This is a genomic window from Streptomyces sp. NPDC102402, from assembly GCF_044765765.1.
Lineage (GTDB): Bacteria > Actinomycetota > Actinomycetes > Streptomycetales > Streptomycetaceae > Streptomyces.
On record NZ_JBIWKR010000001.1, the window covers coordinates 429932 to 443725 of the forward strand.

The window sequence follows — 13794 nt, forward strand, 5'->3', positions numbered from 1 at the left end:
TGCCCGTTCTCAGCCGGCGCTCTCGCGCAGAGCTTCCTGCGCGGCGCGCAGCCGTTCGGCCAATCCGCTGGTCTTCATGATGGCCTCCCGCATCAGGACGTGTTGCGCGGTCTCCTGAGCACGGGCGGTGGTGAGCCGCGAGGCGGCGGCGCGCAGGAATCGCCAGCCGTACCGCTCCGGCATGGAGGGGTCCTGGCCGTCCTCGACCATCTGTTGGATGTGGCGAGTGAAACACCACAGGGCCTGGACGGTCAGCTCACAGGCGACCAGCTCGTCGGTGGTGAGGCTGCGCTCGCTGGAGTGGGAGGCGTAGGCGACGCCTGACCAGCCGGCGTAGGCGGTGGACACTCCCCGTACACCGAAGGAAACGATGTCCGGGTGGTCGAAGCCGGTGGCAAGAAGTGACTCCTCGACCGTGCAGGCCAGGGGCGCGGGACCACCCGGCGCCCCGCGGTCGACCAGAACCGAGGGAGTGGAGAGCAGGCGCAGCGCGGTGTCGTAGGCGTCTCCGGCCCAGGGGCCGGAGGTGAGGCAGTAGAGGGAAAGGACGTATTCGGGGTTGGGGGCCCCGGCGTGGTCCCCTTCGAGGAGTTCGCGGATCTTGTCCCGGGCCCAGGGAAGGTCGGACGCGTAGGAGCGGTAGCGCCAGACGGCCAGGTCGGTCAGCGCAGCAGGTTCGTGCGGCTGGACAAGGTGGAAGACGGCCACCCCGCATGCGAAGACGTGCAGGACACAGCTCTGCGCCTCGGGGTGGTCCAGTCGGGTCGAGGAGGACTCCAGCCACTGAGCGCCCTCATTCGGTGTCAGATGCTCGCGAAGTCGGCTGGCGTGCTCGACACCGATGAAGACCGGCAGGAACTTGTGGGAGTCGACTTCTATCCGTCCCGTGACAGGTGTAGCCGCGTCACTCATTCCCAGCGCTTCGGCGAACCGGGTTCTCGCGTCGTCGGGTGCGCGACCGAGCGCGGTGTCGAGAATTCCCTGAGACTCGGCGCGAGGCTGGTAGCCGGCACCGCCTGCCTCCCAGTTCGACACAGTGCGGTCGCTGACCCCCAGGTACGCGGCGAAGTCCCGCAGGCTCATGCGCAGGGCGTCGCGTAGCAGCCGGGCCTCCCGACCGGACCATCTCTGCACCGTGACCACCGCGGCACCCCCTGTCCGTCGCCCGGTGAAACGACCGAACGACCAGCGTAGCCAGCCTTGTTCAGCAGTGCTGCGGCATTGCTGCAGCGTCCGTACATCACACTCCGCAACCGTCTTGCTGCATGCTGAATCCACTGCGCCGGGGCCGGCCACCACCAGGCAGCCCCTCCGCCGTTCCCTCCTGTACCACCACCAGAAGGAGCAACCGGCATGACCGACATCGTCAAGCGCAACGCCCGCGCCATCCTCCTCGACGGCGACGAACTGGTCCTGATCAAGCGCACCAAGCCGGGCAGGGAGCCGTACTGGGTGACGGTCGGCGGAGGGGTCGAGGCGGATGACGCGACCATCGGGTCGGCTCTGCACCGCGAGGTGTTCGAGGAGCTCGGCGGCAAGCTGGCGCGCGTCGAACTGGTCCACCTGATCACCGATCAGTTGGAGGGCGGCGTCGGTGTCCAGCACATCTTCGCCGCGCGCCTGGAGTCGATGGACCTGGCCGCGCGTACGGGAACGGAGTTCGCGAAGCCGGAACGGGGCGAGTACGAGGTGGTACGCGTCCCGTTCACCGGCGAGGCGGTCCGCGAACTGAACCTGATGCCCCCGGGGCTCGCCGAGTTCATCGCCGCCAACACCTACGCGATCACCTCCGTCCTCGACACCCCGATCCGCGAGGCGTGAGCGATGACGCAAGCCCCGGACTTCGTCAGCCTCAACGGCCCTGACAACGTCGGCAAGACGACCCACTTGGTGCGGCTGGCCGAACGGTGGAACGCCTTCCAGCCGCTGGGCGCGGTCCACGAGCACGATCCCGAGCCCTGGGCACGGGTGGCCACCGGCGACTACGCCCGGTGGTGGTTCGAGACGTCCACGACCGTCGAGCTGACCGAGATGCTGCTCGCCGGTCATGCCAAGCGGGCCGCCGCACGCGAGACCGGGCGTACGGGTCTGCTGGACCGGGGCCTGCCCATGCTTCTCGCCGTGGCCGCTGCGACCTGCGTGGTCAAGGACAGGCTGACCGTCGGCGAGGCGTTCAGGACCGTGACGGGAATCGCCGGTTCGCGGGCTGCCACACCCGAGACGTCCATCCTCCTGCTCCCGTCATCCGACGCCGAGCGCAGCTACGCCATCACCAGCGCCCGCGAGGGCCGCCCCTGGACCGGGATCTACCCGGAGTACCAGAAGACGCTGCATGCGGTTCTGCTCCACCAGGTCGACCATGGTGCGTTCACCGCGGTCGTCGACTGCGAGGACCGCCCCTTGGACGCCGTGCACAGCGACGTGCTCGATCGCCTCGGCCTCAGCCGACCCACCGACGGGAGTCCCCGATGACGCAGAACTCCCCGCCCCTGGTGCTACCACCCAGTTTGTCCCGCACCGTGGCAGCGCTCCCGGACAAGGACAGGAACCGCCTGGACGACACCATCACCCGGCTCCACACCGTCAACGGGCGCCTGTGGGACACCGAGGACCGGGTCCGCGGCGCCTTACTCTCCGCCGCCCAGGTCGCCGACTGCAAGCGGGAGATCGACCAGCTCAACGCCGAACGGAACCTGCTCGCCGAGCGGGCTGACGAGGTCCTCGGCTCGCTGGCCGACGCAGGCCGCGCCGACGCACCGCTGCACACCGAGACGCTCGCCTCCGTCGTCGACCGCCTCTCGGTGCTGACACTGAGGATCTGGCACAGCGAACGGGCAGCTGCCCGGGACGAGCTGGCCCGCCGACGTGTCCCCGCCCTTCACGGCCAACGGGAGGAACTGTGCGCCGCCCTCGACGCGCTGGTCTCCGACGTCGTCGCAGGCCGCCGCCGGCTCCCCGTACCGGCTCGCTTCAAGCTGTACGGCCGGGACGACGCCGCCCCCGCAGAGATCAAGCCGAGTCGGCGTCTGCGCCGGGTCCTCGCCTTCGGTGGACTGAGCGAGTGCGGCAAGAGCACCAGCGCCGAGTTCGTCCAGCGCACCTGCGGTGCGCAACGCTTCAAGATCGGCTTCCTGTTGCGGCAGGCGGCCCACCGGGAGGGTCTCGCAGACCCGTACGCCCTGTCGCCCCGTCGGCAGGCCGAGCTGCTGCTCGGTGAGCTGAACCGTTTCGCGGACGCGCACGTCGACACGGAGCTGTTCACCATCGAGTCCGTCCACGACGACGCCTCGATCGCCGAGCTCAAGCGACTCATGGGCGACGCACTCCAGATCGTCTACCTGGACGCCTCCTTCGCCGTTCGCGTCGAGCGGTCCGGCACTCCGGCACAGGCCGTCGCCGCGAAGGACGAGATCAAGATAAGCCGTGGCGCCCACCAGGTAGCCGCGCTCGCCGACCACGTCATCGACAACACCGGCAGCATCGCCGCCCTCCGCGCCCGGCTCCGGCGCATCGCCGCCCCGCCCGCATCCACGCCGCTGCGCGCGGCCACTCCGTACGGGCTGGGACTGCCTGCCGCCATAGCCTCGGCGACGGCCGACTTCACCGACGCGGTACGGGCCTACGGCCCCGGCGTTCGGCTCGCCGCCCTGACCGGCAGCCCCGGCGAGGGCAGCTGGATCGCCGGCTGGTCCGACCTGGACCTCCTCGTGATCGCCGAACACGAGGCCATCGGCCGGGTCCACGAAGCCCTGGAGCAGTACCGGACGGCCCTCGGCGGTGCGGCCTCCCTCGGCCCCACCCTCGTCACCCCCGGCGAACTGACCGCCCGACGCCTCACCCCGCGCCTGGCGTTCGCCCTCCACCAGCTCCAGCAGGGCAGCCCTGTCCTGCATGCCGCACCCGGCCTCGAACTGCCGAAGATCAGCAGAGGCGAGCTGGCGTACGCCGCTGTCCGGGAACTCCCCCAGGTCATCCTGACCATGCGCCGTCTGCGCGCCGACGCGGGGCCGACCGCGCTGCGGCAGCTCTACAAGCACCTCGTGCTCGCCTGCCGCCTCCTCCTGCGCGAGCACAACCAGTGGGAGTCCGGCCCCGATCGGATCCTCGCCGTGGCCTCCCGCGTGCCGGGCCTGACGGCCCTCTCGGTGCCCTCCCTGGCCGAGATCTCCAGCGCTTGGCGCGACGGCGAGGTCGAGCTCGTCCTCAAGCCCGTCACCGTGGCCGTCGACCAGCTCCTCACCTGGTACGCCGCCCAGCTCGCCGCCTGAACAGTCTCCCTCTCCTTCCTCGTTCTCCGTCCGACAGGAGCTTCGCCATGCCCGAAACCATCGCCGTACCGCCCTTCACCGCCCGGATCGTCGAACGGCTCAGCGTTGGAGCCACGAGCCGCCGCGAGCGCGTCATCCATTCCCTGGACGGCCTGGAGAACCCTGTCCACCCCGACACCCTCGCCACCACCGGAGCCGATCTGTGGCGTCTGCTCCAGGAGCAGGTGCCGGAAGGGCTCGGCTCCGTGGACTTCCTCCTCGGCCTGGACGCCGGCGGCATCCTGCCAACCGTCTCCCTCGCCGGCGCCGCTCAGCTCCCGTACAAGATCGCCTGGAAGCTGCACCTCCCCCTCGACGGCGCGGTCCGCTTCAGCGAGCCCCACGCCATGCGCACCGACGTCTTCGCGTACGGCATCACCCACGGCCAGCGCATCATCATCGTGGACGACGAGATCACAACCGGCCGGACCTTGGCCAACCTCACCCGCCGGCTCCGCGAGGCCGGCGCCGTCCCACTGGCGGCGGCCTGCCTGGTGGAGGACACGACCCGCGGAGCCCGCGACCTGCTCACCGACCTCGGTGTGCCGCTCGTCTCGCTCACCACGATCGAGGGCGCGGAATGACAGCTGTGGCCCCGGCGGGGATCCGGTTCCACCACGGTTCCCTCGTCATCCCCGCCGGGGCCGTCCACACCACCCCGCTCGGGTACGACCGGGACAGCGTTCCCATCGGCGCACCGCTCCCGCTGGCTGCCTCCGCCGAGCTTGTCCACCGCCTGAGCGGGTGCGGCGAGATCGTAGTGGCCTTCGAGGGGAAGCTCGGTGACACGCTCCTCGCACTGTCGGGGGTCCGCGCGGTCCTCGACTGGCTGCGGCTGCGGTCGGTACGCGTGGCCGTCCGGGCGGTGGGTCCGTACGCGGGGCTGATCGCCCGCACTGGGCTGATCACGCAGCCCCAGGCCACCGCTCCCAGCGGCTGGCGGGCCGTGATCGGCGACCGCACGGGCATTGAGGCGCACGGCTCGGAGGCGGCGGTGAGCCTGGTGCTCGACCCAGCCGCCCCGCCGTGCTGGTCGAGCGACGGCCGCGCCCACCCGGACCTGCCCGCCCGCCACTACCTGGCTCTGGAGCGCCGCCTAGGCATCCGCCTGCCCGGCACGGCTCCTTTCGCTCCCACCCTCGCGACCGGGCCGAACAACCTCGTGGAGGAGCTGCGCTCGGTGGGCTGGCTGGGCGGTCTGACCATCGCCGCCATCACCGCCACCAGTTGGCCGGAGCGCAAGGACTACACCGCCCAGCGCTACATCGCCCTTGCCGAGCACATCGCCGAGGCACAACAGGCCCAGGCCCGGCTGCTGCTCATCGGCGGCAACCCGGGCGACGGCCTCCGCGTCACGACGGAGGCTCCCCGCCGCCACGTGCAAGCCCTCCACATCGACGGGATGCCAGCCGACGGCCTCGTCGACCTCTTCCCGCACTGCCACCTGATCGTCGGCAACGACACCGGCCTCACCCACCTCGCCGCGATGGCGCGCGGCGGCCGGGATGGCGGTGGCCCGCCGGTCATCGGCCTGTACGCGCGCCACAGCCACAGCAAATGGCGCACCGGCCTGCCGCACCACCACGCCCTCGCCACCAACCTGTCCGACCGCATGCACCAGGGCGACCTCTGCCCCGTCCGCGACGCCATCGCCCCGGACACAGACATGCACATGGACGCCTTCCCGCCCGCCGCGCTGGCCCAGGTCGGCCTCGAACTACTCAACGAGGTGGGGCGATGACCATCCAGCCTCTCTTTCGGGTCGGGCCGGTGCGACGCTTCACCCGCAACCTGCTCTGCCCGGTCGCCCTCTTCGGCCACTCGCTGCTCCTGAAGTACACCCGCAACCCGGCCGAGGCCAGCGAGGAGATCAACGGCCACGCCCGCCTGGCCCGGCACTACCGTGTCCCCAACCTCCACGCCCACCTGCGCGTGCCGGGCGGACACCTCCTCGCGTACGAACGCCTGCCCGGCGGCACCGACCAGGGACTTCTGCTCGACCTCCTCAACACGGACGAGCCGACCGGCGACCTCCACACCTACATGGACCAGCTCACAGCCGCGTATCAGGAGGTCATCCTCACAACGGCATGGCCGGCCGATCCGGCGTACGTCGTCCGCAAGCTGTACTGGGACCGCGCGGCCCCCGGCGGCCGACTCGACACGTATTACGCCGGCAGGGACTTCCTGATCGCCGACAGCCTCATCGACATCCCGGTCTCCCGCCTCGACACCTACACCCTGAGCATCAACGGCCGCCGACACCACCTCGACTGGGCGGCCACCCTCCGCTGGCTCCGCGCCCACTTCGCCGCGGCCGAGCCGGTCTGGGCGGCCCTCACCCAGGGTGACCCCACCGACGTCAACCTCGCCCATCCGCTCGCCTGGTTCGACTACGACACCGCAGGGATGAACAGCATCCCCGGCGAGTTCGCCAACTTTCTCTGGTACGCCTCCGCTCTCGGCGGCTGGCTCGTACCCACCTACAACCCGACCGCCTTCGCCGACCACCCCGCCACCTTCACCTACGTCCCGGCCAACACCCCCGAGATCCGACGAGCGGCAGTCGACCACACCACCAGCACCATCCACATCGACTACACGCCGCGCCTCTCTGCACCCCGGCGAGCCGCCGTGACCGCGTACTGGAACAAGCTCGTAAGACCAGTCGCGGACCGTCTCTGGCCCGGCGAGGACCTGGCGAACCTGCTCCGCCCCTACCTCGCCATGCGCATCCTCGGCGTCTACAACCTGGCCGACCTGGCCTCTGAGGACCGGCTCGTCCTCCTCGCCCGGCTCGCCGAGGCCATGAGCCCCACCTTCGACCCGACCACCTACTTCTGCCCGCTGGAGTCGCCATGCCCGGCCCTCTGAACGGCCGCACCGCCTTGGTCAGCGGAGCCACCGGCGGCCTCGGCCCGGCCATCGCCCGCCGTCTCGCTGCCGACGGCGCCACCGTCGCCCTCGCGCACCTCGACCACGACCTGGCCGCAGCCGAGCTGGCCGCCCACATCACCGGCAGCGGCGGCGCCGCAATCTCCCTGGCAGCCGACCTCCGAGACGCCGAGGCCGCGCGCGCCCTATGCCACCAGGCCCACGACCAGCTCGGCCCGATCGGCATCCTGGTCAGCAACGCCGGCGCCTACCCCCGCCGCCCGTGGACGGAGACAACGCCAGCTCACTGGGACGAGGCTCTGGCCTCTAACCTGACCAGCCACTACCTCCTCGCCCACGAGCTGACCCCTGCCATGACGGCCGCCGGCTGGGGCCGGATCATCACCATCGGCTCAGTCCTCGCCACGGCGGGCCGTCACGACCTCGCCGGCTACATCAGTGCCAAGGCCGGCCTCGAAGGACTCACCCGTGCCCTCGCACGCGAACTCGGTCCCGTCGGCATCACAGCGAACTGTGTCGCCCCAGGTTCCATCCGCGTCCCCGCTGAGGACACCGTCGTCGATGACCCGGAAGCCATGACCGCCCGGCAGCTCGCCCGCCAGTGCGTCCAGCGCCGGGGCCGCCCGGAGGACATCGCCGCGGTCGTCGCCTTCCTCGCAGCCGACGACGCTGGATTCATCACCGGCCAGACCCTGCGCGTCGACGGAGGCTGGATCCTTGGCTGACATCTGGCTCATGCGCCACGGCGCCTACGAAGGTCACCGCCCCGGCTACCACGCCCCGCACGAAGCCGCCCTCACGCAGGAGGGCCGCGAGCAGGTACGCCGCTCCCTCCCCTTGCCCGAGGGCATCACCGGGATCGTCACCAGCCCGATCCCCCGTGCACGCCAGACCGCCACCCTCGTCTCGCACCTCACGGCCCTGCCGATCGTGGCCACCTCCGGCCTCCTCGCCGAATGGCGTGCCCCGAGCATCGTCCTCGGCCGCACGGCCGAGACCTACCCGCCGGCCTACCGCGCCTGGCGAGCTCGGCGCATCGCCAGCCCCTCCCTACGCTGCGAAGACGGCGAAAGCCTCACCGACCTCCACACCCGCGCCCGCCACTGCGCCGCGTTCCTCCACCACACCGCTGGACGCCACGGCCCCCTCCTGGCCGTCTCCCACACCCTCCTCCTCGGCGTCCTCACCCACCTCCCAGAAGGCCCCGCCGCCTTCATCACGGCCGCGAAGACCCCATGGCAGTTCGCCGAACTCCGACTTCTGCCTGCCCATCAACGAGCGGCACCCAACCTTCAGCGACCTGCCCGGTAATTGGCTGGCCCCCAGCCACTACGCCCGTCGGGAGAACCCCCTACTCGTACGTCTCCTTCCAGCGCACCCGATGCCGCCGGTCCCCTTGCCCCAGCCCGTTCACCGCACCGAGCGACAACAGCGAGGCCCCGTTGTTCCACAGCCCGAGGTGATCGCGATGGACGGCCAGGATGTCGTTCTCCGTGGCGAACTTCTCAGCCGGCCCGCTGAAGTACGTGGTGGCCACGAAGATCGCTACGTCAACCTTGAAGTGCACCCTCGCGCCGAGCAGGTCCCGGACCTCTCGGCTAGGGATCTTGCTCTTGGGCGTGTACCGCTTGCACTGGATCACCATGCTCCGCCCATCGGGAAGGACCCCCAGAACGTCGGCCCCGTTGTCGTGGGAGCCGCCGACCCTCCGCACGTCGGTGCCCCCGTCTCTTCGGCACAGGCCCACGACGAAGTCCTCGAACTCCGTCCCCGTCATCGCATCGACCTCGGCGAGCGTCCGATGCCCCGCCTTTACGGCCTCGTCATGCCTCCATTGCCGATCGCCGACCTTGATGAACCGATCGGTGCGCCACAGCCACCACCCGCCGCTGACGGCGCCGCCAAGCACGAGCGCACCCACCAGATAGGGCCAGACCTCGCTCCAGAAGGCCACCAGCACGACAACGCTCACGCCCCCAGCAAGGGATCCGATCTTGAGCCGCTGCTGGCGACGCTTGCGCGCAGCCGATACCCGCCGCTTCCGTGCCGCCGCCATGACCCTCCCTTTAGTCCAACACAGCAGGATCAAGTAGGAGGCACCGAACCGTAAGGGCGCCGATCAGCCAATGGCTGACAACCGGTGCTCCGCCCATCCCGCCTATGAGGGACGGCTCGTCCGCCCGGTAACGGCGACCGATAACGCGACGGGTCACGCCGACTTCCGCTCGTTCCCGGTCACTGTTGGCGTCCATCCGACGCAAGTTGGGCAGCTGGGCGACATGGGCGCCCGATGTTGATATCTCCCGTTTCCCAGGACTCGCCAGGGGTCGGACGTTGCCCCGGCCCGACGGCAAGGGCACGGTCTCCTAGCGCAAGCCGGGCGGTTGTAGCAACCAGCGGGCGGCTGGCCAGCCGCCCTTCGAAGAGGTCGGCGAGGATGTCGCACGAGTGCCACAGATACTCGTCTAACGCCGACCAGGGTAGTCGTGGTGCGTTCTGCGGCGGCGGCGCGAAGGGGTTGGCCACTGTCACTCCGGCATGTCCGTCAGAGGTCCATCGATTACGTAGCGCAATCAAGCGTACTCACGTCGCCCCCGCACGCGTGAACTTGACGGTAGCTGAACTAGCGAGAGCCCCAATCGGCCAGCATTTCGCCCATATGATGCGACGCCAGACGTGACTTGGAGGGGGTCCTCGTGCAAGCGAACGAGAAGCAGCAGGAAGAGTCAGCGTTCGAGGCCGAGGTACTGCGGATCTCCCGCGCGCTCTTCGCGCCAGAGAACGAATTCCAGGGTTCCACATACATCGGCACCGCTGAACGAGATGGTGTCTTCATCGGACCGGACTCAGTCACGATCGTCGAGTGCACGGTCTCGCGGCGCAAGGACAAGGCGGAGAAGGACGGCAAGAAGCTCCACGATGCATGCCTGGCCATGGCCCGGAAGTACCCGTTCAAGTCCGTCAAGGGCTTCTTTGTCACGCACCACGAACCCACCGCCGACCAGCGCACGGTCATCAAGGGCTTCGGGCCACCCCTCATCGCCTGCAGCTTCGCCCAACTGCGGGGGCAACTTGTCGACTCCCTGAAGTACCTCGAACTGCGCGGCTCCTACCCTTTCGGCAGCGCACGCGAGCCGAGTAGCGGCGATCACGAGGACCTGAAGCCGTATGTCGCCGTTGATCCGGTGGAGAGCAGCACTGGTGAGCCGTTTTCGGTAGCCCGTGTGGCCGAGGAGGTCAAGAGCGGCAAGTCCGTCCTCCTGTACGGGGATTACGGGGCCGGCAAGAGCATGTTCCTGCGCGAGCTGTACCGACGTCTGGCAACGGCCCACCGCGCAGACAGCTTCGGTCCCTTCCCTATCCTCCTTAACCTGCGTGACCATCAAGGCCAGGTTCACCCAGTGGAGGCACTGGAGCGACACGCTCGCGAGATCGGGTTCCCGGCGCCCGCGCAGCTGGTTCGCGCATGGCGTTCGGGCGATGTAACCCTCATCTTGGACGGCTTCGACGAGATCGCGACGCCTGGCTGGATCGGTAAGACATCGGCCATGCGCGACATCCGCCGCCGCTCCGTGGAACTTGTGCGCCGATTCTGCCGCGACTCGCGCGCATCGGCTTCCGTCGTCCTCGCGGGCAGGGCGCACTTCTTCGACAGTGAACTCGAGATGCGCAACGCTCTGGGTGCTCGCGACGGATCCCTGTCCCTGATGGCGGGCGAACCAACGGAAGAGCAAACGAAGAAGATCCTGGACGCCTACGGCTGGCACGATGCGCTTCCCGACTGGCTGCCTTCGCGTCCCCTGCTGCTCAGCTACTTGGGCTCGTCGGGGGCACTTCAGGACTCCGTCGAAGGGACGTTCGGCCGTTCGGCGGGTGAAGGCTGGCACATGATGCTCGATCGCATCGCCGAGCGGGAAGCCAGCATGGAGGTGGGCGTGGACGGGTTCACCATCCGCAAGGTGCTAGAACGGCTCGCCACCCAGGCGCGACGCTCTACAGATGGGCTTGGCCCCATCTCGCAAGACGAGCTGACGTCCGTCTTCCAGTCAGTGTGCGGCTACGCCCCGGATGAGGGCTCGTATCAGCTTCTACAGCGGCTTCCGGGGCTTGGTGCTATGGACAGCGTCGACGGCTCCAGGCGCTTCGTCGACGTCTCCCTTGCCGATGCCGCCCGCGCCGGCGACGTCGTAACCTGCATCCTCGAACCGAACACAGAAAGCCCGCTGTTGGAGATGACGGGCAGCATCGCTTGCCTGGACGAGGTCGGCATCGACGTGGCAGCTGTGCGCTTGGAAGGGGAGAACACCGCGAGCCCAGGGCGCGCTTACTCATCCGCCAACGCTCTCCAGCGCCAGGGAGTCTCAGATGCCATCATCGCGGATATCGTTCGTGTCGCCGCGCGCCTGTGGCCTGGGGACGAGTCTCACACTCCACTCTCCATCCACGAGGTCGAGTTTCGCAGCTTCTCGCTGACAGCTGACGCCAAGGGCTACGACTGGCTGAGTTTCCACGACTGTGTGATCCAGGAGCTCGACCTCACCGACCACGACGGATACGCGCTCCCGCACTTCCAGAGTTGCCTCATCGGGCAGATGACCGGCGTGGCCAGCTGGTCGGCGCTTCAGCCAGACCGGTTCGTCGATTGCGAAGTTGCCCAGTTCGACGCACAGATGTCGACGGCCAAGGGCATCCTCGCCCTGAAGACGACGCCGCTGAACAAGGTCCTGCTCACGATATTGAAGAAGATCTACGCTCAGCGAGGCACGGGAAGGAAGGAGTCCGCGCTCTTCCGCGGACTGGATGCCAAGCACCGCGAGCTCGTCCCCGAGGCATTGCAGCGGCTCACCACAGAGGGATTCGTCACCACAGCCCGATCCAACAGCACCCAGATCTACCTCCCGGTCAGGGGTATGGCGAGCCGGGTCCGGCGCATCCTCCAGGCCCCCCAGTCGAGTGCCGATAGCCTCCTCGAATAATTCCGACCCCAGAGTCGCAGCTGGCATCCTCACGAGACATCGGCAACTGGTCTCAGTTCTGGTCTCATTCACCCCCGTCCGGCCCCGTCCAGACGAAGCCACCCTGAACTCTCCACCGCAGGTCAGGACGGGTACGGCCCCCGCCGTACCCCCATACGAACATTTGGAAAGCGTGTTGGGGGCAACCCCTCACGAGTTCGAATCTCGTATCCTCCGCCATTGCTCTCACCGGGCAATACGTCGAAGGCCCCCGCAGCTTGCTGCGGGGGCCTTCGACGTTCCCGATCTCTTCGGACCCTCCGGCCCGCTCCCCTCGGCGCCCCGAGCTACTTCCACCCGGCCCACTCCACGACGTCGTCGACAGCACCAGGAGCACGCGGGCTTCGTGCCACACGCGAAGCTCGTCCCTTGAGTCCAGCAAGCAGCGATCAGCCCTGAGCCGTGGCCGATGGCGTCGTCACCCTGTGGGCGAAGATCACAAAAAGCCTCATTTCTGGTGCAGACAGCGGACCTTCGGGCGGCGAGCATGGTGATGCACGGAGTAGCACTCACCCTCGGCGCCACAGTGCCGCCCGCAACCGGCCGCGAGGGCTACCCCACGTGGCGGTTCACCGCAGCTTCCCGGGAGACGGCTGCCGTGGGGGTGTTCGCCAGATGTTCGTCGAGGCGTCTGGACATCCTGAGAGATATACTTGTTGTACGGGCTGATATCACCGGAGGTGCTCGATGAGTCGCACAGTGATCGATCTCGACGACGAGCTGCTGGCCGACGTGGCTCAGGCGCTGGGGACCGGCACCAAGAAGGAGACGGTCAACACCGCTCTGCGCGAGGTGCTCGACAACCGCCGGCGGGCTCTCGCTCTCACTCGGCTGCGGGCCGCAGCGGGCGAGGGCGCGTTCGATCTGAATGTCTTCGAGGAGAAAGGGGACTACCGGCGGTGAGCGCGGCACAGTTCCTGATCGACACCAGTGCGCTCGCCCGATTCTTCCGCGACGACGCCGAACAGTACGGATGGGATCAGGCCGCCACAGCGGGGCTCATCGCGACCTGCCCCGTCACCGAGCTGGAGTTCTTCTACAGCGCCCGCTCCGCCGCGGACCGTGCGCGCGGCATCGAGGACGTGCGGCTGCTGTTCGGCTGGGTGCCCGTCGATGACCGCGCGTACGACCGCGCCTGGCGGGTTCAGGAGCTGCTGACCCAACGCGGTCAGCACCGCAGTGCAGGAGCTGTTGACCTCGTCGTCGCCGCCACAGCGGAACTCCAGGGGTTGACCCTCCTGCACCGCGACCACGACTTCGAATGTATCGCCGCAATCACCGGTCAGGCCATGCAGTGGTACGGCCCGGTGTCCGGTAAGTGAACGAGCGCCTGGCCTCAGTTCCGGTCTCATTCAAAGGTGTTCACCACAGTTCATCGAGCCTGTAGCCGCCGGCTCCGCCACAGGTCCAGACGCCCGCGACTGTTGCCGAACGGCCGAGCGAAGACTTGGAAAGCGTGTTGGGGGCGACCCCTCACGAGTTCGGATCTCGTATCCTCCGCCATTGCTCTCACCGGGCATCGCCTTCACTCAGAAGCGGGGTTTCTGCCGACTCAGGACGCAGGCGTCCCCCGCGAT

At 68.6% G+C, this 13794-nt stretch carries 13 protein-coding genes; 11 read left to right on the forward strand and 2 right to left on the reverse strand.

Annotation, left to right across the window (positions count from 1 at the left end; genetic code table 11):
• Positions 1 to 9: 9 nt before the first annotated feature.
• Positions 10 to 1143: a helix-turn-helix domain-containing protein gene (locus ACIRJR_RS01700; RefSeq protein ID WP_403772215.1), complete on the reverse strand. Its 1134-nt coding sequence runs from the start codon at positions 1141 to 1143 to the stop codon at positions 10 to 12.
• Between the two features lie 210 nt (positions 1144 to 1353).
• On the opposite strand from ACIRJR_RS01700, the gene ACIRJR_RS01705 reads away from it, so the two are divergent.
• Genes ACIRJR_RS01705 through ACIRJR_RS01740 form a run of 8 tightly spaced genes read left to right on the forward strand, consistent with a single transcriptional unit; the run spans position 1354 to position 8513 of the window.
• A complete protein-coding gene (locus ACIRJR_RS01705) occupies positions 1354 to 1821 on the forward strand; it encodes an NUDIX domain-containing protein (protein WP_403772218.1) in 468 nt (155 codons plus the stop codon).
• Between the two features lie 3 nt (positions 1822 to 1824).
• Positions 1825 to 2472 carry a hypothetical protein gene (locus ACIRJR_RS01710; RefSeq protein WP_403772221.1) on the forward strand — a complete coding sequence of 216 codons (648 nt, stop codon included), beginning with the start codon at positions 1825 to 1827 and terminating at the stop codon, positions 2470 to 2472.
• A complete protein-coding gene (locus ACIRJR_RS01715) occupies positions 2469 to 4268 on the forward strand; it encodes a DUF4254 domain-containing protein (RefSeq protein ID WP_403772223.1) in 1800 nt (599 codons plus the stop codon). Before ACIRJR_RS01710 ends, ACIRJR_RS01715 begins: the two co-directional genes overlap by 4 nt.
• Positions 4269 to 4315: 47 nt before the next feature.
• Positions 4316 to 4891, forward strand: coding sequence for a phosphoribosyltransferase domain-containing protein (locus ACIRJR_RS01720; protein ID WP_403772225.1), 576 nt, complete (start codon positions 4316 to 4318; stop codon positions 4889 to 4891).
• The gene (locus ACIRJR_RS01725) at positions 4888 to 6048 is read left to right on the forward strand and encodes a glycosyltransferase family 9 protein (RefSeq protein ID WP_403772228.1); all 1161 of its coding nucleotides are present in this window, start codon (positions 4888 to 4890) and stop codon (positions 6046 to 6048) included. The genes ACIRJR_RS01720 and ACIRJR_RS01725 overlap by 4 nt, the downstream gene beginning before the upstream one ends.
• On the forward strand, positions 6045 to 7181 hold the full coding sequence (locus tag ACIRJR_RS01730; RefSeq protein WP_403772231.1) for a hypothetical protein: 1137 nt from the start codon (positions 6045 to 6047) through the stop codon (positions 7179 to 7181). The genes ACIRJR_RS01725 and ACIRJR_RS01730 overlap by 4 nt, the downstream gene beginning before the upstream one ends.
• Positions 7166 to 7927, forward strand: coding sequence for an SDR family NAD(P)-dependent oxidoreductase (locus tag ACIRJR_RS01735; protein ID WP_403772234.1), 762 nt, complete (start codon positions 7166 to 7168; stop codon positions 7925 to 7927). Before ACIRJR_RS01730 ends, ACIRJR_RS01735 begins: the two co-directional genes overlap by 16 nt.
• Positions 7920 to 8513 carry a histidine phosphatase family protein gene (locus tag ACIRJR_RS01740; protein WP_403772237.1) on the forward strand — a complete coding sequence of 198 codons (594 nt, stop codon included), beginning with the start codon at positions 7920 to 7922 and terminating at the stop codon, positions 8511 to 8513. Before ACIRJR_RS01735 ends, ACIRJR_RS01740 begins: the two co-directional genes overlap by 8 nt.
• Before the next feature lie 40 nt (positions 8514 to 8553).
• Here the strand turns inward: ACIRJR_RS01740 and ACIRJR_RS01745 are convergent, their stop codons facing one another.
• Positions 8554 to 9258, reverse strand: a complete 705-nt coding sequence (locus ACIRJR_RS01745; protein WP_403772240.1) for a restriction endonuclease — start codon at positions 9256 to 9258, stop codon at positions 8554 to 8556.
• Between the two features lie 640 nt (positions 9259 to 9898).
• Between ACIRJR_RS01745 and ACIRJR_RS01750 the strand changes: the two genes are divergently transcribed.
• From ACIRJR_RS01750 to ACIRJR_RS01760, 3 genes are all read left to right on the forward strand, one after another.
• The gene (locus ACIRJR_RS01750) at positions 9899 to 12178 is read left to right on the forward strand and encodes an NACHT domain-containing protein (RefSeq protein WP_403772243.1); all 2280 of its coding nucleotides are present in this window, start codon (positions 9899 to 9901) and stop codon (positions 12176 to 12178) included.
• A gap of 726 nt (positions 12179 to 12904) precedes the next feature.
• Complete coding sequence (locus ACIRJR_RS01755; RefSeq protein WP_403772246.1) at positions 12905 to 13120, forward strand: type II toxin-antitoxin system VapB family antitoxin; 216 nt, start codon at positions 12905 to 12907, stop codon at positions 13118 to 13120.
• Positions 13117 to 13539, forward strand: a complete 423-nt coding sequence (locus ACIRJR_RS01760; protein ID WP_403772249.1) for a PIN domain nuclease — start codon at positions 13117 to 13119, stop codon at positions 13537 to 13539. Before ACIRJR_RS01755 ends, ACIRJR_RS01760 begins: the two co-directional genes overlap by 4 nt.
• The last annotated feature ends 255 nt before the right edge of the window (positions 13540 to 13794 follow it).

Bases quoted from the DNA above. Each gene is read 5' to 3' on its own strand.
- ACIRJR_RS01705 (WP_403772218.1), top strand. From the start codon at position 1,354: ATGACCGACATCGTCAAGCGCAACGCCCGCGCCATCCTCCTCGACGGC.
- ACIRJR_RS01710 (WP_403772221.1), top strand. From the start codon at position 1,825: ATGACGCAAGCCCCGGACTTCGTCAGCCTCAACGGCCCTGACAACGTC.
- ACIRJR_RS01715 (WP_403772223.1), top strand. From the start codon at position 2,469: ATGACGCAGAACTCCCCGCCCCTGGTGCTACCACCCAGTTTGTCCCGC.
- ACIRJR_RS01720 (WP_403772225.1), top strand. From the start codon at position 4,316: ATGCCCGAAACCATCGCCGTACCGCCCTTCACCGCCCGGATCGTCGAA.
- ACIRJR_RS01725 (WP_403772228.1), top strand. From the start codon at position 4,888: ATGACAGCTGTGGCCCCGGCGGGGATCCGGTTCCACCACGGTTCCCTC.
- ACIRJR_RS01730 (WP_403772231.1), top strand. From the start codon at position 6,045: ATGACCATCCAGCCTCTCTTTCGGGTCGGGCCGGTGCGACGCTTCACC.
- ACIRJR_RS01735 (WP_403772234.1), top strand. From the start codon at position 7,166: ATGCCCGGCCCTCTGAACGGCCGCACCGCCTTGGTCAGCGGAGCCACC.
- ACIRJR_RS01745 (WP_403772240.1), bottom strand. From the start codon at position 9,258: ATGGCGGCGGCACGGAAGCGGCGGGTATCGGCTGCGCGCAAGCGTCGC.
- ACIRJR_RS01755 (WP_403772246.1), top strand. From the start codon at position 12,905: ATGAGTCGCACAGTGATCGATCTCGACGACGAGCTGCTGGCCGACGTG.